This is a genomic window from Acetivibrio ethanolgignens, assembly GCF_001461035.1.
GTDB lineage: Bacteria > Bacillota > Clostridia > Lachnospirales > Lachnospiraceae > Velocimicrobium > Velocimicrobium ethanolgignens.
The window spans coordinates 27,041-44,778 of sequence record NZ_LNAM01000035.1 but is presented as its reverse complement, the minus strand read 5'-3'; the positions used below and the strand labels follow the sequence as shown (position 1 = coordinate 44,778).

Below are 17,738 nucleotides of genomic sequence, written 5' to 3'. Positions count from 1 at the left end.
CCGTTCAGGCATTTTTTATCTTCGTCCTCTCTGCGGTTTTGGATTCTTCAGCAAGTCGGATTTTTCCGCAATCTTTTTCAGCCACTTCCGTTCTTCTACTGACAGCTTCCTAAAATTCAGCTTGAGCCGTTTGCAGATAAACGCCAAGTACGCTTGTTCCGTGTCGCTGTCCTGGCTGACGATTTCACCAGCAGTTTCCAGCATTTCTTTTAGCGGGTTATCCTCTGGGACGCTGAAAAAATCGTCCTTGTGTGTTTCCCGCAGAGCAAGGGCAATCCCGTTTATGTCCCGTTGTATCACATAGCGGCAAAACTCGTCCTCATCAATATGGGCGGTGATAAGCTGTCTTAACTGCGTATCACTCATGCCAGGATTATGCTTTTTTATAACAGTTGCGCTCATCGTGTCCACTATGGCGTTTGCACCCTGCGCCTGTTTCAGTGCCGTTCCGTTCACATAGATTTCAAGGTCAGCCATCAGCCGGGGGAAATCCGGGTGCGCCGCCAGCTCACACAGCAGGGTATTGTCTATCCTCCCGCTTTTCAGCAGGTCAATCATTTCATCACTCAAACGCAGGTCTGCAAGATCGGCGTTTGGGTGATTTTTCATTTCAGACAGCCCCAGCAGATAATCAGCGGTCACACCGTAAAACTTCGCCAGCCGGATAAGGGCATAGTGGCTGATGTCCTTGAAGTCTTCCGTTTCGTAACTGCCCAGCGCAGACTTGGAAAGCCCGGTCTGCTCCGCAAGCTGCCCCAGCGTCAAGCCACGCTCCACACGTAGGTCTTTTAATCGCTCTTGTATGGATAAAGACATATTCACCCTCCTTGCTAGCTCAACGAAAGAGAAGCCGTTATGCTATGTACTATGCTCATAGCATAACGGCATAGGCATTTACAGTTTTATTTTACCATTTGCTACATCTTCACGAAATTTATCAACAAGCTTCGCTGTCAGCTTGGATTTACCGTAGTGTTCAAGTACAAAAGTACGATAACTTTTTCCATCTACAAGCACATCACTTTTTCTGGTCAACAACCAATTTCCGTTACCTCCTCCCTGTTCTCTAATATTCCAGTCTTTCCCATATCTTTTATAGATTTCATCTTTTTTACCTTGAACAGACATTGATTCGCTTGGAATATAAACAATTTGCATAATAGCTCCTCCTTTATTTTGTGCAAGAAGACCAGAAACCTGAATTTGTCTTTTATCTTTTTTTGATTATATCACAAATCCGAGAGCGTGGAAATAGGGAGTTTTTCAGGCTGATTTCCTACCTCTTGGATATACGGCACAGGCGGTCAAAAAGGTGTAGACTTGGGATAGTTCATCGATGGACAAGCACCTTGGAAACAGAACACGCCAAAGAAAACGGAGGGACGCATGAGCAAAAGACCCTATCAACACCTGCCGCCGCTGGAACACAGGCCGGACGGCTCCCCCTACCGCATAACCCCGCCCCAGAAGAGACGAGCCAGCGGCCTGATACGCCGGGAGTGCTGCAACTGCGAGGACGGAAACTGCCTTGCGCTGGACGATGGCGACACCTGCGCCTGTCCGCAGATGATTTCGTTCTCCGTCTGCTGCAAGTGGTTCCGCTGGGCGGTCTTGCCGCTGGACAGGACGCTGGAAGCGGAGATTTACCGGGACAGGGACTTGAAACGCTGTGCGGAGTGCGGCGGTGTGTTCGTCCCGAAGTCCAACCGGGGCAAATACTGCCCGGACTGCGCCGCCAGAGTTCACAGGCGGCAGAAAACAGAAAGTGAACGGAAAAGGAGGTCTGCTGTGGACAGTTAAGAGCGGGAAAAGCCTTGATTTGCAAGGCTCCGCAAGCCCTCAACCGGGGCGGCTGGTATCATTTATCATTCGCCCCGGAAAACGGGCCTCTAACCGTCCACAAAACACGCTATGACAAACACGATTTATATTCACCAGCCGGAAAAGGCGTTCAGTTTCACCCGGCTCCCCAATTTCCTTTTTGAAGCACCCACATTCCAGCCCTTGAGCAACGAAGCGAAGGTGCTGTATGCCTTTGTCCTGCGCCGGGCGGAGTTGTCCCGGAAGAACGGCTGGGCGGACGAGTACGGGCGGGTCTACCTGTACTACCCCATCTGCGAGGTGGTCGCTTTGCTCCGCTGCGGGCGGCAGAAAGCGGTCAACACCCTGCGGGAGTTGCAGTATGCGGGGCTGGTGGAAATCCAGAAACAGGGCTGTGGAAAACCCAACCGCATTTACCCGAAATCCTATGAAGCGGTTCCAAACACCGACTTCAAGAAATCCGGTTATGGTACGCCGGAGGGCTGAAAACCGTACTTGGCGAGTACGAAAATCAATCCTCTTGAAGTACGGAAATCTGACGGTATATAGAAATACAGAGATTAAAACCATCTATTTACATTCATTCCATTCCAATCCTATCAGAGATATTTTCGGCGGGAAAACCCGCCGGAAAGGAATGGAATGGGGAAAGGAGTTCAATGGCACAACACGCAATTTTGCGATTTGAGAAGCACAAGGGCCACCCGGCGGGGCCGCTGGAAGCCCACCATGAACGGAAAAAGGAGCAGTACGCCAGCAACCCGGACATTGACACCAGCCGGAGCAAGTACAATTTCCACATCGTCAAGCCGGATGGCCGCTACTACCATTTCATTCAGAGCCGCATCGAGCAGGCCAGATGCCGCACCCGCAAGGACAGCACTCGGTTTGTGGACACGCTGATTACCGCCAGCCCGGAGTTTTTCAAGGGCAAGTCCCCAAAGGAGATAGCGGCCTACTTCCAGAGGGCGGCGGACTTCCTCATTGACCGGGTGGGCCGGGAGAACATCGTTTCGGCTATGGTACACATGGATGAAAAAACGCCCCATCTGCACTTGGTCTTTGTGCCGCTGACAAAGGACAACCGCCTGTGCGCCAAAGAAATTATCGGCAACCGGGCCAATCTGACGAAGTGGCAGGACGATTTTCACGCCTGTATGGTGGAGCAGTACCCCGACCTGGAGCGTGGGGAAAGCGCCAGCAAGACGGGCCGGAAGCATATCCCCACCCGGCTGTTCAAACAGGCGGTCAACCTCTCCAAACAGGCGAGGGCCATTGAAGCGGTTCTCTCCGGCATTACCCCGCTGAACGCCGGAAAGAAGAAAGAGGAAGCCCTCTCCATGCTGAAAAAGTGGTTTCCGCAGATGGAGAACTTCTCCGGGCAACTGAAAAAATACAAGGTCACAATCAATGACTTGTTAGCGGAAAATGAAAAGCTGGAAGTCAGGGCAAAGGCCAGCGAAAAAGGCAAGATGAATGACACGATGGAACGGGCGAAGTTAAAAAGCGAACTGGACGATATGCGGCGGCTGGTTGACCGTATCCCGCCGGAGATTTTAGCGGAACTGAAACGGCAACAGCGGCAGCATGGAAAGGAAAGGTGATCTTATAAGTAATATCAGATACAAAAAGGAAATCGAAATCGTGACTTTTCAGGGAAAGGAAATCACACTGGAAAATCTCTCCCCGGTGTTCACGCCGGAACAGGAAGCAGCCAAACGCCGGGAACTGGAACAGCAGCTTTATGAGGTGTTCCGCAAGTACGCCGACAAGCGGGAGAGTGAGGAAGCCGGGACATAAGGTTTTCCAAACCCATCATTGATTTGCGGGGCTGCTGGCGGTATAATAGAACTGTCAGCAGCTCCGTTTCTTTTTTAAGAAAAGGAGCGACAATATGAACAATCGGATAGACGCAATCTATGCAAGACAATCGGTAGACAAAAAGGACAGCATTTCCATTGAAAGCCAGATTGAATTTTGCAAATACGAGTTGAAAGGCGGTAACTGCAAGGAATACACAGACAAAGGGTACAGCGGCAAGAACACAGACCGTCCGAAGTTTCAAGAACTGGTGCGGGACATCAAGCGGGGCTTGATTGCAAAGGTCGTGGTTTACAAGCTCGACCGTATCAGCCGTTCCATTCTGGACTTTGCCAACATGATGGAGCTGTTCCAGCAGTACAATGTGGAGTTTGTGTCCTCTACGGAAAAGTTTGATACCTCCACGCCGATGGGACGGGCCATGCTGAATATCTGTATCGTGTTCGCCCAGCTTGAACGGGAAACGATACAGAAGCGGGTAACGGACGCTTACTACTCCCGCAGTCAGCGGGGCTTTAAGATGGGCGGGAAAGCCCCTTACGGCTTCCATACGGAGCCTATCAAGATGGACGGTATCAACACAAAGAAGCTGGTGGTAAACCCGGAGGAAGCGGCCAATATCCGGCTGATGTTTGAGATGTACGCCCAGCCCACAACTTCCTACGGGGACATTACCCGGTACTTTGCCGAACAGGGGATTTTGTTCCATGGCAAAGAGCTGATACGCCCCACGCTGGCGCAGATGTTACGCAATCCTGTCTATGTGCAGGCAGACCTTGATGTGTACGAATTTTTCAAAAGCCAGGGTACGGTTATCGTCAATGACGCCGCCGACTTTACGGGGACAAACGGCTGTTATCTGTATCAGGGGCGGGATGTGAAGCCCAGCAAGAAAAACGACTTGAAAGACCAAATGCTGGTGCTGGCTCCCCATGAGGGCATTGTTCCGGCGGATATATGGCTGGCTTGCCGCAAGAAGCTGATGAACAACATGAAAATCCAGTCCGCCCGAAAAGCCACCCACACATGGCTGGCGGGGAAAATCAAGTGCGGGAACTGCGGATATGCGCTTATGAGTATCTTCAATCCGTCCGGCAGGCAATATCTCCGCTGTACGAAACGGCTGGACAATAAAAGCTGTCCGGGCTGTGGGAAAATCATCACTTCCGAACTGGAAGCGGTGGTTTACCAGCAGATGGTGAAGAAGCTGGAAAAGCACAAGACGCTGACGGGCAGGAAGAAAGCGGCAAAGGCCAATCCCAAAATCGCCGCCCTGCAAGTAGAGCTTCTCCATGTGGACAGCGAGATTGAAAAGCTGGTGGACAGTCTGACGGGCGCGAACAATGTCCTGCTCTCCTATGTGAATGTGAAGATAGCGGAACTGGACGGGCGCAAGCAGGAACTTGTGAAGCAGATAGCCGAGCTGACGGTGGAAACCATCAGCCCGGGACAGGTCAACCAGATTTCCGGCTACCTCGACACATGGGACGATGTATCCTTTGACGACAAGCGGCGGGTGGTGGATTTGATGATTACCACCGTTGCCGCCACAAGCGACAGCTTGAACATTACATGGAAAATCTGACGGGCGGTAATCCTCCCGTCAGACCGTTACCCTGTGTAGTCCCTTGTAAACTGTACTTTCTTTCTGTAATAATAACTAACAATTTCTCCCGACGGTATCCATATCTGTGCCTCATTAATCTTATCAAGAACCTCATCAATAATATGCTCATCCGCTTCTGAGTCAGGAACTTTTTCATTCTCAGTTACATACTTTTTGTATTCTTCGTATACCCATGCAGTAATCTTATCTTTCTGCTTCATCTTAAGATTGTTAAAAGACTTGTTCATCTGCAAAAGCTGTCCATCTGTTTTCTTATGTATTTTGGTTTTCTTGCTCTTTGCCATTGATTACTCTCCTTCTTGTGTCCGTGCCACTAACACCAGCTTCTCAAACGACTGTGCAAACCTCTTATCGTCTTCCTCCGTCCTTTTCTTAGGACCTTTCAAATGATTCTTATGAGAACCTCTCCTTGCTTTCTTATTTAGGTGTCGTTCCATTAACATCTGGTCAATATTTTCATTTGTGTACCATTTTCCTGATTGATGAATTGCATACGCACCTTTTCCAAGTGCCATTGCCGCTACTCCGTAATCCTGTGAAACAACGATGTCTCCTTTATGACAAATACTGATTAATTTATAATCAACTGCGTCTGCTCCTGCACCAACCACAATTACTTCGCTGTAATCAGAAGTCAAAATGTGATTCGTATCGCAGAGCAATGTAACATCGATTCTATATTTTTCTGCTACTTCTTCCACTATACGCACAACAGGACATGCATCTGCATCTACGAAAATCTTCATACCACCATTCCTTCAATTAGCACGATAATCTGTACCATTTTTATGTTCCAAAATCAAATCCTTCTCCCATCAAAATGTGTATATCTATTACATCTCTTACAATGAAATGTAACAGAACCTATACCATCATCTGTTATAATTACTTCGAGTTTTTCTTCATATCCACAATCAGGACATCTCCCTGTTTCACCAGTATTTGAAAATCTTTTAATAATCTCCATCCACTTCTGTGACTTATTCATATACAACACCTAACATTAAAATATTACTTTTATTATTCCTGCTAAAATCAATAATCCAATAATCACTAATCCAAATCCCTTTAGCCCATCGCTAAAAGAATGTTTTTCAATGGATTCATCCACTCTATCTTTGACCATCTCTTGTAAAAGTAATTCATCTTCAGAATCAATTCTTCCGTTATGATTATAATCTTTCATGCATACTCCTTATACTTTAGGAATAACCATCTGCATTTTTAGCCCTTTTTCGTCTGTAGATGGATTCTCCGGTATTATCTCTGTCCTACCCTGTGCATCAAGATTTGCTGTGACTGCAAGACAGACTGCATCCAAAATATCATCTGGTTTACACCCTAACTTTTTTGCAGATGTTCTCACATATTCCTCCGATACCCCTTGCAAATACCTTGATAATACCTGAACTCGGTCAGTGATTCCTTCTTTCTCCGATTTATTCGTCATAAGAACCTCTCCGTTCAGTCGTGCAAAGCACACCTCCGGATGGCTTTCTCTGATTACGTTCATATACTCTTCATTTGACAGTAAAAACTCATCTACTTCTCTCATTTTAGGAATAATGGCTATCGTCTGTTCTGATAAACCTTTTCCAATCGCTGATAAGTTTGCCTCTTTCTGTTTATCTTTTATAAACTCGTACACTGCCTGTCTTGTAGGAACCGCAAATACGGTTGAAGTTCTAGGCTTTACAATCTTTCTGGCAATTCCATCCGGTCTTTTCTCATACTGCTCTATATTGCTTGGAAGTCCTATTACCATATCCACAAGCATTCCATCAAATTGTGCGGTATCAAAAACCATTTTTGAAAAATCACTATATTTCTTCAAAGATAGCTCCCCGTTACTAATTATAGCTGTTATCCAGCCACCTTTGCATCCGTCAACCCCTACAAATATTCCTTTATCTAAAATCTGTTCGTCTTCTTCCTGACTTAAATCAAACATCTTTGCCACTTCTACAATATGGGCAATGTTTTTATCACCGGCATATCTGTTTGAATCTGCAAAATCATCTGTAATACGAATCCATTCCAAAGAATTGACTTCCTCTATGAGAGGTACATCATCTTCCAAAATACCAACATACATTTCAAGAACAAACTGCTGTTGATAGTATGTCATATCCATAAGCCTATGCAACTTTATATCTCTTCTAGAAATACCAGTTTCTTCGAAAAGTTCCCTATAAGCGGCATGCTCACTGGTCTCTCCTGGCTCCACTTTTCCACCAACGAAATTAATCAGTCCCTTATACGGATTTTTCGCACGTTTACAGAAAAGGAGCTTTTCTTTGTTTTTATCAAATACAACTATACAATTACAATACCTGAATCCCATTTTATTCACTTCTCTCCGGTTGCTTGTCCAACCAATTCTCACCATCGTATTCTTCAATCTGATTTACTATTTTATTAAGAAAATTTCTTAAATACTCGTTATCTTCCTTTCCTTGGCATAATACATCTACAACCTGCCTGATTCTTATATTACTATTCCATTGCAATGGTCAATCTCATGCTGAATAATCTGTGCTGTCCACCCTGTATACTTTCCGTGCTGTTTCTTAAAGTTCTGATCAAGATAATCCACTTCTATTTCCTGATATCTCGTGCATGGTCTAACGCCTTTCAGAGAAAGACATCCTTCCTCAGTCTGATATGCTCCGGATTTCTTTGTTATTACCGGATTTATCATTGCAAACTGAAATGGTCCGGCTGCTACTACAATGATATTCTTTTTTACCCCAATCATATTGGCAGCCATACCAACACAGTGTTCTAAATTTGCCCTAAATGTATCAAGCAAATCAGTCACAATCTGTTTATCTGCCTCTGTTGCATCCACTGACTTCTGTGCCAGAAACAGCGGATCATGCATTATCTTCTTTACCATTAATTCCATCCCTTCCATACATCAGGCTGATATCCAAGTGTAGATTGCTTTCCATTTCTTACTACCGGTGTTTTAATTACCTGCGGAATCTCAAGCACCTTTTCGAGCTTATCTTCATCTGCGGTATACTTAATAAGGGCAAGTAAATCCTTGTCTTTTCCATCCCAGTTAATCATATTTTAAAGACCTCCATTAGCCTGTACAACAGAAGTAAACTCTCCCTTACTCATGCCTTTTTCTTTCATATCAATAAACTGATATTTAATGCCACGCTCTTTGAAAAAACGCTCCGCCTTCTTAGTATCATTGCATTTCTTTGTTCCAAATATCTGTATATTCATCTTCGTATTCCTCGTATAAATGATTATTTAGAAGAGATGGCAAAAGCCCTCTACGACTATTGGTTTGTACAGTTTGATTTTCCGAATGAAAACGGTAAACCATATAAGTCCTCTGGCGGTAAAATGGTAAATGCTAATGGTCACATTATTCCAGAAGGCTGGACATTTTGTAAAGTACAAGATATTATTTCAAATATTTGCACTGGTTTGAATCCAAGAGATAATTTTAAACTAGGAACAGGTGATATAAAATACATTACTGTGAAAAATCTGACCACTAATGGAACTTTAGATTTTACAGGTTGTGACACTATTGATGAATCTGCAAGAGCTATTGTTCATAACAGATCTGATATTCAAATTGGAGATATCTTATTTGCAAGTATCGCCCCATTAGGACGTTGCTACCTCATTCAATCAGAACCTACAGATTGGGATATCAACGAATCTGTATTTTCAATCCGTGCAAACACTGATATTGTTACGCCATCATTTTTGTATTTATATTTTATGAGTGATGCTTTTATTAAACAAGCAACATCCAGTTCTACTGGAAGTATTTTTAAAGGCATCCGTATAAATACCCTTTTGGAAACAGAACTATGCGTACCACCATTATCTGTCATTTTAAAATTTGAAGAAAGGCTTGCATCTACATTTCCTTTAAAATCAAAGAATTATGAGGAAATTCAAAGGTTATCCAATTTACGAGACTGGCTCCTTCCGATGCTCATGAATGGTCAAGCCACCATCGGAGATTGATATGATAAATAATCATTTATACAGTTGTTATTTCTTATTTTCCTATCAATAGCAGATAATGTTGCTGCAATTTTACTCTGCTCCTCATGACTTGGTAAATTTATTTCTATATCGCCTAAAATATCAGTATTTAACGAAGCCATTGTAGACCCCACAGCAGAATTGTTTATCTTTGCTTTTACTGCATCAGTCAACAAATAATAAGATACAAAATCTGGAAGAACGAAAGAATCTGTAAACCTTACACGTATGCAATCAGAACCCTGCATCCAACCATCTTGCCCCTTTGTAATTAAACAATGTCTGTCAACTGAACCTTTCCTTCCAAAGACAATATCTCCCTCTCTCAGCTTATGATCAGCCAATCTTTCCAATGTATCAATCCCAACATAATCAAGTCCTGTTGTAATAATATCTCCATACCCTATATTTTTGACATTTATTACTGGTGTTCCCTCTAAAATATACTCGTTAGCACTAAACTGTGTGCCAAATGGACCTGTTTTTAATTCGGATATTTCTCTAAGTTTTACTGTTCTCATTGAACTTCTCCTATCCAATGTATTTTCTATGAGCAATCTTAACATTGCTCTGCTTAACCATTGCATATTGCAATGTTGTATCTATGCGTTGATGCCCTAACAATTTTTGTAATTGTTCTATTGGCATTCCTTTATCAATTGCTACTGTTGCCAGTGTTCTTCTGAATTTATGTGGATGAACTTTCTCTATATTCAACCGCTTTCCCATTTCTCGAAGTCTCAGTTCTATTCCACCTATTTTCATTCGATTGTATGGTGCTTTAAGTGATACAAACAATGCATCATTATTATCTGTCCTTGAATCAAGATAATTCTGCAAATGTATCTTCGTTCTGGCATCAAAATATACCATTCGTTCCTTATCACCTTTACCAAACACAATACATTCTCTTTCATCAAAAGAAATATCGTCTCTGTTCAGTAGCACTAGTTCACCCACACGCATTCCTGTTGAAGCCAAAATATCAATCAGTGCTAAGTCTCTAGGATTATCGCAGTTATCTCTCATAGATTCTAATTGTTCATCCGTGTATGTTTCCTTTATAGTACTAGCAGCCTTAATTCTATGTATTCTGCGGACTGGACTTTTAATAATATAATCTTCATCCTCCAACCAAGCAAAAAAACTTGAAAATATCCTTCTAATATTATCAATTGTTACCTTGCTTGATTGTTTCTCCTTTTGATATTCCGCCAAATAAGTTCTTAGATCTTCTGTAACTATTGTACAAACTGATTTTCCAATACTATCAATCATTTGCTGTATTGTATTTTTATAGTATATCAGTGTTTTTTCTGAGCAACCTTCAATCCTTTTTGCAGATAGAAATATTTCCAAATAATCTACTTCTTCTTTCTCTTTATCAGCTTCTTGTTTGGCTTCAATGGATACATTATAAAGATATATCTCCAATGTAGTCTTCAACTTGCTTAATTGTTCATTATTAAGCGACGAAAGCATCTCTCTTATAATCTCTGATATTATTTTCTCTTTCATGTGTTTCTCCTTTATATGTGAGAACCACCATGAAGTGGAGTTCTTGTATTTGCTCTCGCCACTTTCAAGAGTTATTTTTTATTGATTTGATAGACGGAAATCTTCTTATAAGCCCGCGCAAGTGTTTATAAAACCTCGCGAAAATGGCTTAAAATCAAGGTTTTCTGCATATCGTCATTTATCTTGCCATATCTCCGTATAAGATGATTTTGTAAGACCGGGCACCATTTTGGCACCACAAATTATAGGAGGACGACATGAAAAACGTACTTTTAGACAAGGGTATTATACTCCCGTCCGGCGAAATCAGCAAGGATAAGGTAAACCTTGTAACCGGAGCAATCACGCAGCCATTCGCAGAAATGGTATGGGTAACGACAGGCGGCGACATGGAAACCGTAAACCGCTTGACCGACGTACTTGTTACCATGAACACCCCCGCCGACCGGGGGAAGCTGTTCAAAATCATAAAAATGCTCTATGGGCTTATGGGCTTGCCCTTTTCCGAGGAAGCCGAGCCTATGGACGCAGACCCCGCCGTTTTGGAATACTTCATTTTTTCCTTTACGGCAGACTTTGGCGAAGTCATACAAGACCTCATAGCCGAAGAAGCAGAATAACGCACCGCACAGGCGGCGTTTCTCACTTCCCACAAGGAAGAACAGGAACGCCGCTTTTTTCATGCCCTTTGTTACGCAGTAGGCATGAAAAAGCCCTTGATTTACGCGGCTTTGCGGACGCGGTTTTCAGCGGATAAGGGATTGATACCTAAACCCTCAAAATCGCGTTTCTATTGCGTAACAGGTATGCAGCAAAGGAGTGATGAAGCTATGGCAGTTTTCAGAGTGGAGCGCAACAAGGGCTATACGGTTATGAGCAACCACCACTTACGCAATAAGGAGCTATCCCTAAAGGCAAAAGGGCTGTTATCGCAAATGCTGTCCTTGCCAGAGGATTGGGACTACACCCTTGCGGGGCTGTCCTTTATCAACCGGGAGAAAATCGACGCTATCCGGGAAGCCGTTAAGGAACTGGAACGCGCCGGGTATATCGTGCGTTCAAGGGAACGCGACGAGAAAGGACGCTTGCGCGGCGCAGATTATGTGATTTTTGAGCAGCCGCAGACCCCGCCTGTATCGGATTTACCTACATTGGAAAATCCAACATTGGATAATCCAACGTTGGAAAAACCTACGCAGAAAAAACCTACGTTGGAAAATCCAACGCAATTAAATAAAGATATACAAAAGACTAACTTACCCAAAAAAGAAAAATCAAATATAGATTTATCAAGTACCGATTCCATTCCTATCCATTCCCTAAATCCCTTGCCTTACGACGGGGAAGCGGCAGAGCCGCCGGAACGGAAACGAAAGGAAGCGACAGACGCATACAGCGTTTATGAGGAAATCATCAAGGACAATATCGAGTACGACCATTTTGTACGCTACGGGCAGGTAGACAAAGACCGTCTGGACGAAATTGTTTCGATTATCCTTGAAACGGTATGCAGCAAGAGAAAGACAATCCGTATCGCCGGGGACGATTACCCGGCAGAGCTTGTCAAGGCAAAGTTTATGAAGCTCAACAGCAGTCACATTGAATTTGTCTTTGACTGCATGAAAGAGAATACCACCAAAATCCGCAACATCAAACAGTACCTTAAAGCGGTGCTGTTCAATGCGCCGAATACCATTGACAGCTACTATACCGCCCTTGTCGCTCACGACATGGCGACAGGCAAAATCTAAAGGAGGATTACCACATGGCACAGAAAACAGGAGCTTTGATTTTTGACGAACAGACCGACCGCTACGACATTCGCTTTGACATTGCCGACTATTACGGCGGCTTGCATTGCGGAGAGTGTTTCGACGTATTCACAGGCGGCAAATGGAAGCCGACCCGCATTGAAATGAGCGCGGCGCAGGAATGGTACCTTGTGGGTATCCGCGCCGAGGATTTGAACGGCTTGCGCGTCCGTATCTAAAGCTTATGGGCGGCTACCGCAGCGGCGTACCACCCTAACACTATCAGACTACCGCGAAAGGAGGACGGTAAATGCAAGATGAAATCAACGAAAAGACCATAGCCCTTTACATCAAGACCGGGAAGCTGACCGCGCAGACACTTCAAAAGGCTATGAAAACGCTGCTTGCACAGATGAAGAAGCAGAAAGACAAAACGCCGCAGGGCAAGCAGACCTTAAAGCAGCTTATGAAGCAGAACGCGGGAGTTTCCAACATTGAGATTACCGAGGGCAATATCAAAGCCTTTGAGAGTACGGCGAAAAAGTACGGTATCGACTTTGCGCTGAAAAAGGACACGACGGAAAACCCGCCCCGCTACCTTGTGTTTTTCAAAGGCCGCGACGCTGACGTGCTGACCGCAGCCTTTAAGGAGTTTTCCGCAAAGAAGCTGACACAGGAGAAAAAGCCCTCTATCCGCAAGCTGCTTTCCTCTCTGAAAGAAAAGGCGGCGGGCTTGAACGCGCAGCGGGACAAGGTAAAGAACAAGGACAGGGAGGTATCGCTATGAAGCAGGAAGTCAAAAAGCTGCTTATCCTCAACCTGCCCTATCTGCTCTTTGTCTATCTGTTTGACAAGATAGGCGCAGCAATACGCCTTACCCCCGGCGCAGACGCAAGCGAAAAGCTCTTGCAGCTTGGGACGGGCTTTGCCGCCGCCTTTTCCAGTATCGCGCCGAGCCTGCACCCCGCCGATCTGCTTATCGGCATTGCGGGGGCGGTCATTATCCGGCTTGCCGTTTACATGAAAGGCAAGAACGCGAAGAAGTACCGAAAAGGCATGGAATACGGTTCTGCACGTTGGAGTGCATAATTTTAAGTGTAAAGGAAGCCTATATGGACGCACAGGAGGTTATGCACATGACTGATTATAGTAAAATTACAGCCCTTTACTCCCGCCTTTCCGTGGGCGACGAGGACAGGGACGGCGGTGAGAGTAACTCGATACAGAACCAAAAAATCTTTTTGGAGAACTACGCCAGAGGGCAGCACTTAACCAATATCCGGCACTACATTGACGATGACGAAAGCGGCAGATTTTTTGACCGTTCTGCCTACTCCCGCATGATGGACGATGTAGAGAACGGGAAAATCGGTGTCTGCATTATGAAAGACCTGACACGCTGGGGGCGTGACTATCTCCAAGTCGGCAATGCGATGGAGATATTCAGACGGAACAATGTGCGCTTTATCGCAGTCAACAACGGGATAGACAGCGAAAAGCCCGATACATTGGAGTTTGCGCCCTTTATCAACATCATGTCGGAGTGGTACGCAAAGGACATCAGCAAGAAAGTAAAGACCGGCATTAAGACGAAGGGCATGAGTGGAAAGCCGATTGCCACCGAAGCCCCCTATGGCTATGTCAAATCCCCGGACAACAAGGATTTTTGGATTATCGACGAGGAAGCCGCCGGAGTTGTTCGTTTGATTTTTCGCCTGTTTCTGGACGGAAAAAACCGAAACCAAATTGCCGTATATCTCACGCAGGCGCAAATCCCAACGCCCACATTCTACATGAAAGAGCGCGGGCGGGGAACCTGTAAAAACAGGGCGCTCAATGAGGCCAACCGCTATAAGTGGAACAAAGCCACCCTGACCCATATCCTCACACGGCAGGAGTATTGCGGTGATGTTGTCAACTTCAAGACCACAAAGCACTTCCGCGACAAGCGGAACCACTATGTAGACCGGAGCCAATGGCAGATAACCGAAAATGTGCATGAGCCGATTATTGACCGCACCGACTTTGAAACCGTACAGCGGATTTTGGAAAATGCGCCCGTCAAACGCCCCAACGGGGACGGGGAAATCCACCCTTTGTCGGGCTTGCTTTTCTGTAAGGATTGCGGTGCGAAAATGCACATTCGCATAGATTATCGGAATGGCGGCAAGCGTCATGTTGCCTATTGCAGCGAGTACCACAAGGGAAAAGCCAAAAACCCCAAATGCAATTCCCCGCACATCATTGACGCGGATTTGCTCATGCAGACCATCGCGGAAGTGCTGAAGAAAATCGAGGACTATTCTATCAGCAACTGGGCGGAATTTGAAGCCTTAGTGAAAAAGAACCTTGCCATGCAGCAGACCGACAAGACCAAGAAACAGCAGAAGCGTATCCCGCAAATCACGACGCGCCTTGAACAGATTGACAAGGTGCTGAACAAGCTCTATGAGGACAACGCCCTCGGCACGATCCCGCAAGACCGCTATGAGCAAATGTCGCAGAAGTATTCAGAAGAATACTATGCGCTGAAAGCGGAGCTTGCCGAGCTGCAAGAGCAGCTATCCGCTTTTGAGAACGCGGGCGGACGGGCGCAGAAGTTTTTGAAGCTGACGGAACGCTACGCTGCCTTTACCGACCTGACCCCCGCCATTCTCAACGAGTTTATCAGCCGGATTGAAGTGCATGAGCGCGACAAGAAAAGGGCAAAACAAGCCATTCAGCACATCGGGATATATTTCAACTATATCGGCAAATTTGAGAACGAAGTGACACAGCTTACAGAGCCAACGGAGCAGGAAATCCGGCAAATGCGGGAGAAAATCGAGGAAGCCCAAAAGGAAAAGAGCCGCGCCTACCACCGGCAGTATTCAAGGGAGTACCGGGCGCGTAACCTTGAAAAGCGACGGGAGTATGACCGCATGAAAGCACGGGAATACCGGGCAAAGAAAAAGGCACAGGAAGCCGCCGCAGCACCCGCACAGTAAAACCGAATACTGACAACCAAGAGGGATTTTCCGGGCTACGGGAAATCCCTCTTTTGCACCCAGAGAAAGGAGCCGCCTATGGCAGAACAGAACGGGACACCTCAATCCCCCGACAGTGTTATCACGACACAGAGGGACGGACAGACCATCGTTGCGGAGTTGTTTTTCAACCACAGCGGCACAGAAACATTCCGCGACAAGCTGCTCAAAGTGATACTTGCCGACAGCTTGCAGGACGGTCAAGAGCCGGAAAAAACGAAAATCACGCGATAGGAACCGCCCGGACGAAGAATGGTTCGCCGGGGCGGTTTCTATTTGAAAATCCCCATTTTCCCCAAGTCAAGAGCCGGGAAAATTCCCTCAAAAATGCCCCTCTCTCCAAACGAGGGCGCAGAAAGGAGAGTTTATGCGAACAGGGCTTCCCAAGCAAAAAAAGATCACAGACATCTGGTTTGATGAGAAAGACCCGTTGATCCATATCCGTACCCACAACACCGACTTGAAGAAGCGGCTTGCCGCCTATGCCGAGCAGCACCCCGATGTGTGCCGCCAGACCGACGCAGACCCGGAAACGGGCTGCATGGAGTTTGACATTGAGAAAGGCCGCTTCTCTTTCCGTCTGACCGCCCCATACAGCGAGGAACGGCGGGAAGCGGCGCGGCGGTATGCCAGAGAGAGCAACGTCGCCGACAGGCTGAAATAGAGTTGAAATGTTCATAGTTTTGTGCTATACTTTTTCTAAAAGCAGAGTAATACTGCGGAATTGATTGGAGGACAACACAATGGTTACATTTATGAGATTAAGATAAAACCGCGAGTTATGTTGCGGTTATCCGTATTGCATAACTCGCTTATTGAAGCAGAGATGTAATTATGGAGGAAAAACAAATGAATAATAATTTATCACGCTTTGCAGACAGCAAGGTTTATTTTCAATGCCCAATTTGCACAAAATCAATGGATATACAAGGCAATAGCCTAATTTGTAGACATGGACATTGCTTTGATATTTCAAGATATGGGTATGTAAATTTGTTGTTAAAATCATCGCCCAAAACCAACTACAGCAAGCGGTCTTTTGACAACCGGCACCAAATTTTGGAGTATGGCATGTATGATGTTGTGTTGGAGAAAATCATACAGTTTATTTCTGATACGCCATCTATAAGAAACATTTTAGATGTTGGTTGCGGCGAGGGTTTCTATGCAAGGCAGATACAGCAAAGAACAGAACGAAACATCTTTGCCTTTGACTTGTCAAGGGAGGCAATACAGATTGCATCAAAAAAAGACAAGCGCAAAGCAGTGAAGTGGTTTGTTACTGACTTATCAAAAATCCCTTTGAAAGACGGAAGTATGGATTGTATTTTAGACATATTTTCGCCTGCACACTACAAAGAATTTCAGCGATTGCTATCTCCTAACGGATATGTTGTGAAAGTAATTCCTACGAAAAATCATTTGAGGGAAATCAGGACTAAAGTGCAAGCACACTTGAAAAATCCAGATTATTCAAATGAGTCTGTCGTTGAATATTTTGAGAAATATCTTAAAACCATTTCAAGAGAAACGGTTTCAGCCACCGTACAGTTGTCATCAGAACAAAGAATGTCGTTTATTGAAATGACGCCGCTTCTCTTTTGCGTTGAAAAAGATTGCGTTGATTGGCGTACTCTCACACATTTGACAATCGAAGCTGATGTTTTAATAGGAATGTATTAAAGGGCGTATTGATATTTAATATTCCCATTTATTGAGCAGAACGGAGTAAACCAAACACCCTAATCAAAAGGACAGCCGAGGAAATCGACTGTCCTTTTTCTATGCCGACAGGTAGAAAGGAGTGACCACCCATGACGAAACCGAGAGAAAAAAAACGCGAGGAATTGCAAGCCGAGATTGAGGACGGGAAGAAGAAAATCCGGCAGCTTGAAAATCGGGAAAAGGTGTTGCGGCAAAAGTTATCCCAAGAGGAACGCAGGACGCGCAGCCATCGGCTGATCGTCCGGGGTGCGGTCTTTGAGAGCATTGTGCCAGAAGCAAAGACCATGACCGACGAAGAAGCCGCCGCCTTTCTCCGGCTTGCCCTGACGAGCGAGGAAGCGCGGGGCTATCTGAAAAAACGCACCGAGGGCGGGAAAAGCGAATAATCCCTTTGGTACAAAGGGCGCACTTATACACCCTTACGGG

The 17,738-nt window shown here is 45.3% G+C and carries 25 protein-coding genes and 2 pseudogenes; 16 read left to right on the top strand and 11 right to left on the bottom strand.

Features of this window, described 5'->3' with window-relative positions:
* Nucleotides 1-15: 15 nt before the first annotated feature.
* Both ASU35_RS03050 and ASU35_RS03045 read right to left on the bottom strand, forming a co-directional pair.
* Nucleotides 16-816 (bottom strand): helix-turn-helix domain-containing protein, encoded by an 801-nt coding sequence (locus ASU35_RS03050; RefSeq protein ID WP_002575858.1) that lies wholly within the window; start codon nt 814-816, stop codon nt 16-18.
* Between the two features lie 78 nt (nt 817-894).
* Nucleotides 895-1,158: a hypothetical protein gene (locus ASU35_RS03045; RefSeq protein ID WP_002575859.1), complete on the bottom strand. Its 264-nt coding sequence runs from the start codon at nt 1,156-1,158 to the stop codon at nt 895-897.
* A 228-nt stretch (nt 1,159-1,386) separates the two neighbouring features.
* Between ASU35_RS03045 and ASU35_RS18470 the strand changes: the two genes are divergently transcribed.
* From ASU35_RS18470 to ASU35_RS03020, 5 genes are all read left to right on the top strand, one after another.
* Entirely contained in the window at nt 1,387-1,800 is a 414-nt protein-coding gene (locus ASU35_RS18470) for a cysteine-rich VLP domain-containing protein (protein ID WP_002575860.1), read from the top strand.
* 111 nt (nt 1,801-1,911) lie between these two features.
* Nucleotides 1,912-2,307 (top strand): replication initiator protein A, encoded by a 396-nt coding sequence (locus tag ASU35_RS18465; protein WP_002575861.1) that lies wholly within the window; start codon nt 1,912-1,914, stop codon nt 2,305-2,307.
* 173 nt (nt 2,308-2,480) lie between these two features.
* On the top strand, nt 2,481-3,425 hold the full coding sequence (gene mobV / locus ASU35_RS03030) for a MobV family relaxase (protein WP_002575862.1): 945 nt from the start codon (nt 2,481-2,483) through the stop codon (nt 3,423-3,425).
* Nucleotides 3,409-3,621: a hypothetical protein gene (locus ASU35_RS03025; RefSeq protein WP_002584948.1), complete on the top strand. Its 213-nt coding sequence runs from the start codon at nt 3,409-3,411 to the stop codon at nt 3,619-3,621. The genes mobV and ASU35_RS03025 overlap by 17 nt, the downstream gene beginning before the upstream one ends.
* A 94-nt stretch (nt 3,622-3,715) precedes the next feature.
* Complete coding sequence (locus ASU35_RS03020; RefSeq protein WP_058351596.1) at nt 3,716-5,227, top strand: recombinase family protein; 1,512 nt, start codon at nt 3,716-3,718, stop codon at nt 5,225-5,227.
* A gap of 26 nt (nt 5,228-5,253) precedes the next feature.
* Here ASU35_RS03020 and ASU35_RS03015 read toward each other — a convergent pair whose 3' ends face one another.
* From ASU35_RS03015 to ASU35_RS02990, 7 genes and pseudogenes are all read right to left on the bottom strand, one after another.
* A complete protein-coding gene (locus ASU35_RS03015; protein ID WP_058351595.1) occupies nt 5,254-5,553 on the bottom strand; it encodes a hypothetical protein in 300 nt (99 codons plus the stop codon).
* A gap of 3 nt (nt 5,554-5,556) precedes the next feature.
* Nucleotides 5,557-6,015, bottom strand: coding sequence for a YaiI/YqxD family protein (locus ASU35_RS03010; protein ID WP_058351594.1), 459 nt, complete (start codon nt 6,013-6,015; stop codon nt 5,557-5,559).
* A 53-nt stretch (nt 6,016-6,068) separates the two neighbouring features.
* Nucleotides 6,069-6,257 (bottom strand): hypothetical protein, encoded by a 189-nt coding sequence (locus ASU35_RS19080; RefSeq protein ID WP_147525347.1) that lies wholly within the window; start codon nt 6,255-6,257, stop codon nt 6,069-6,071.
* Nucleotides 6,258-6,272: 15 nt separating this feature from the next.
* Nucleotides 6,273-6,455, bottom strand: a complete 183-nt coding sequence (locus ASU35_RS03005; protein ID WP_058351593.1) for a hypothetical protein — start codon at nt 6,453-6,455, stop codon at nt 6,273-6,275.
* Nucleotides 6,456-6,464: 9 nt separating this feature from the next.
* The gene (locus ASU35_RS19630; protein WP_172794585.1) at nt 6,465-7,613 is read right to left on the bottom strand and encodes a DUF429 domain-containing protein; all 1,149 of its coding nucleotides are present in this window, start codon (nt 7,611-7,613) and stop codon (nt 6,465-6,467) included.
* Nucleotides 7,614-7,757: 144 nt separating this feature from the next.
* Nucleotides 7,758-8,168, bottom strand: coding sequence for a peptide deformylase (locus ASU35_RS02995; RefSeq protein WP_058351592.1), 411 nt, complete (start codon nt 8,166-8,168; stop codon nt 7,758-7,760).
* Nucleotides 8,168-8,509 (bottom strand): annotated as a pseudogene (locus ASU35_RS02990) (arsenate reductase family protein). The gene ASU35_RS02995 and the pseudogene ASU35_RS02990 overlap by 1 nt, the downstream one beginning before the upstream one ends.
* 36 nt (nt 8,510-8,545) lie before the next feature.
* On the opposite strand from ASU35_RS02990, the gene ASU35_RS02985 reads away from it, so the two are divergent.
* Nucleotides 8,546-9,271 carry a restriction endonuclease subunit S gene (locus tag ASU35_RS02985; RefSeq protein ID WP_058351591.1) on the top strand — a complete coding sequence of 242 codons (726 nt, stop codon included), beginning with the start codon at nt 8,546-8,548 and terminating at the stop codon, nt 9,269-9,271.
* On the opposite strand, the gene ASU35_RS02980 is transcribed toward ASU35_RS02985, so the two are convergent.
* Both ASU35_RS02980 and xerA read right to left on the bottom strand, forming a co-directional pair.
* On the bottom strand, nt 9,250-9,813 hold the full coding sequence (locus ASU35_RS02980) for a restriction endonuclease subunit S (protein WP_083504114.1): 564 nt from the start codon (nt 9,811-9,813) through the stop codon (nt 9,250-9,252). The genes ASU35_RS02985 and ASU35_RS02980 overlap by 22 nt on opposite strands.
* 10 nt (nt 9,814-9,823) lie before the next feature.
* Complete coding sequence (gene xerA / locus ASU35_RS02975) at nt 9,824-10,810, bottom strand: site-specific tyrosine recombinase/integron integrase (RefSeq protein ID WP_058351590.1); 987 nt, start codon at nt 10,808-10,810, stop codon at nt 9,824-9,826.
* A gap of 257 nt (nt 10,811-11,067) precedes the next feature.
* Between xerA and ASU35_RS02970 the strand changes: the two genes are divergently transcribed.
* The 10 genes and pseudogenes from ASU35_RS02970 to ASU35_RS02925 all read left to right on the top strand — a co-directional run bounded on the left by ASU35_RS02970 (nt 11,068) and on the right by ASU35_RS02925 (nt 17,698).
* Nucleotides 11,068-11,430 carry a hypothetical protein gene (locus ASU35_RS02970; RefSeq protein WP_002584990.1) on the top strand — a complete coding sequence of 121 codons (363 nt, stop codon included), beginning with the start codon at nt 11,068-11,070 and terminating at the stop codon, nt 11,428-11,430.
* A 210-nt stretch (nt 11,431-11,640) separates the two neighbouring features.
* On the top strand, nt 11,641-12,561 hold the full coding sequence (locus ASU35_RS02965) for a DUF6017 domain-containing protein (RefSeq protein ID WP_002584989.1): 921 nt from the start codon (nt 11,641-11,643) through the stop codon (nt 12,559-12,561).
* A gap of 14 nt (nt 12,562-12,575) precedes the next feature.
* Nucleotides 12,576-12,800 (top strand): DUF5348 domain-containing protein, encoded by a 225-nt coding sequence (locus ASU35_RS02960; protein ID WP_002584988.1) that lies wholly within the window; start codon nt 12,576-12,578, stop codon nt 12,798-12,800.
* Nucleotides 12,801-12,871: 71 nt separating this feature from the next.
* On the top strand, nt 12,872-13,348 hold the full coding sequence (locus ASU35_RS02955; protein WP_058351589.1) for a PcfB family protein: 477 nt from the start codon (nt 12,872-12,874) through the stop codon (nt 13,346-13,348).
* Nucleotides 13,345-13,641: pseudogene (locus ASU35_RS02950) on the top strand (VirD4-like conjugal transfer protein, CD1115 family); the annotation flags it as partial. The gene ASU35_RS02955 and the pseudogene ASU35_RS02950, both read left to right, overlap by 4 nt.
* A 32-nt stretch (nt 13,642-13,673) precedes the next feature.
* Nucleotides 13,674-15,548, top strand: coding sequence for a DUF4368 domain-containing protein (locus tag ASU35_RS02945; RefSeq protein WP_022030171.1), 1,875 nt, complete (start codon nt 13,674-13,676; stop codon nt 15,546-15,548).
* Nucleotides 15,549-15,626: 78 nt separating this feature from the next.
* A complete protein-coding gene (locus ASU35_RS02940; RefSeq protein WP_022030172.1) occupies nt 15,627-15,821 on the top strand; it encodes a transposon-encoded TnpW family protein in 195 nt (64 codons plus the stop codon).
* A gap of 133 nt (nt 15,822-15,954) precedes the next feature.
* Nucleotides 15,955-16,251 carry a P-loop NTPase family protein gene (locus ASU35_RS02935; RefSeq protein ID WP_022030173.1) on the top strand — a complete coding sequence of 99 codons (297 nt, stop codon included), beginning with the start codon at nt 15,955-15,957 and terminating at the stop codon, nt 16,249-16,251.
* A gap of 185 nt (nt 16,252-16,436) precedes the next feature.
* Nucleotides 16,437-17,270 (top strand): methyltransferase domain-containing protein, encoded by an 834-nt coding sequence (locus tag ASU35_RS02930; RefSeq protein ID WP_002584969.1) that lies wholly within the window; start codon nt 16,437-16,439, stop codon nt 17,268-17,270.
* 131 nt (nt 17,271-17,401) lie between these two features.
* Nucleotides 17,402-17,698 carry a DUF3847 domain-containing protein gene (locus tag ASU35_RS02925; protein WP_022030174.1) on the top strand — a complete coding sequence of 99 codons (297 nt, stop codon included), beginning with the start codon at nt 17,402-17,404 and terminating at the stop codon, nt 17,696-17,698.
* Nucleotides 17,699-17,738 lie beyond the last annotated feature (40 nt).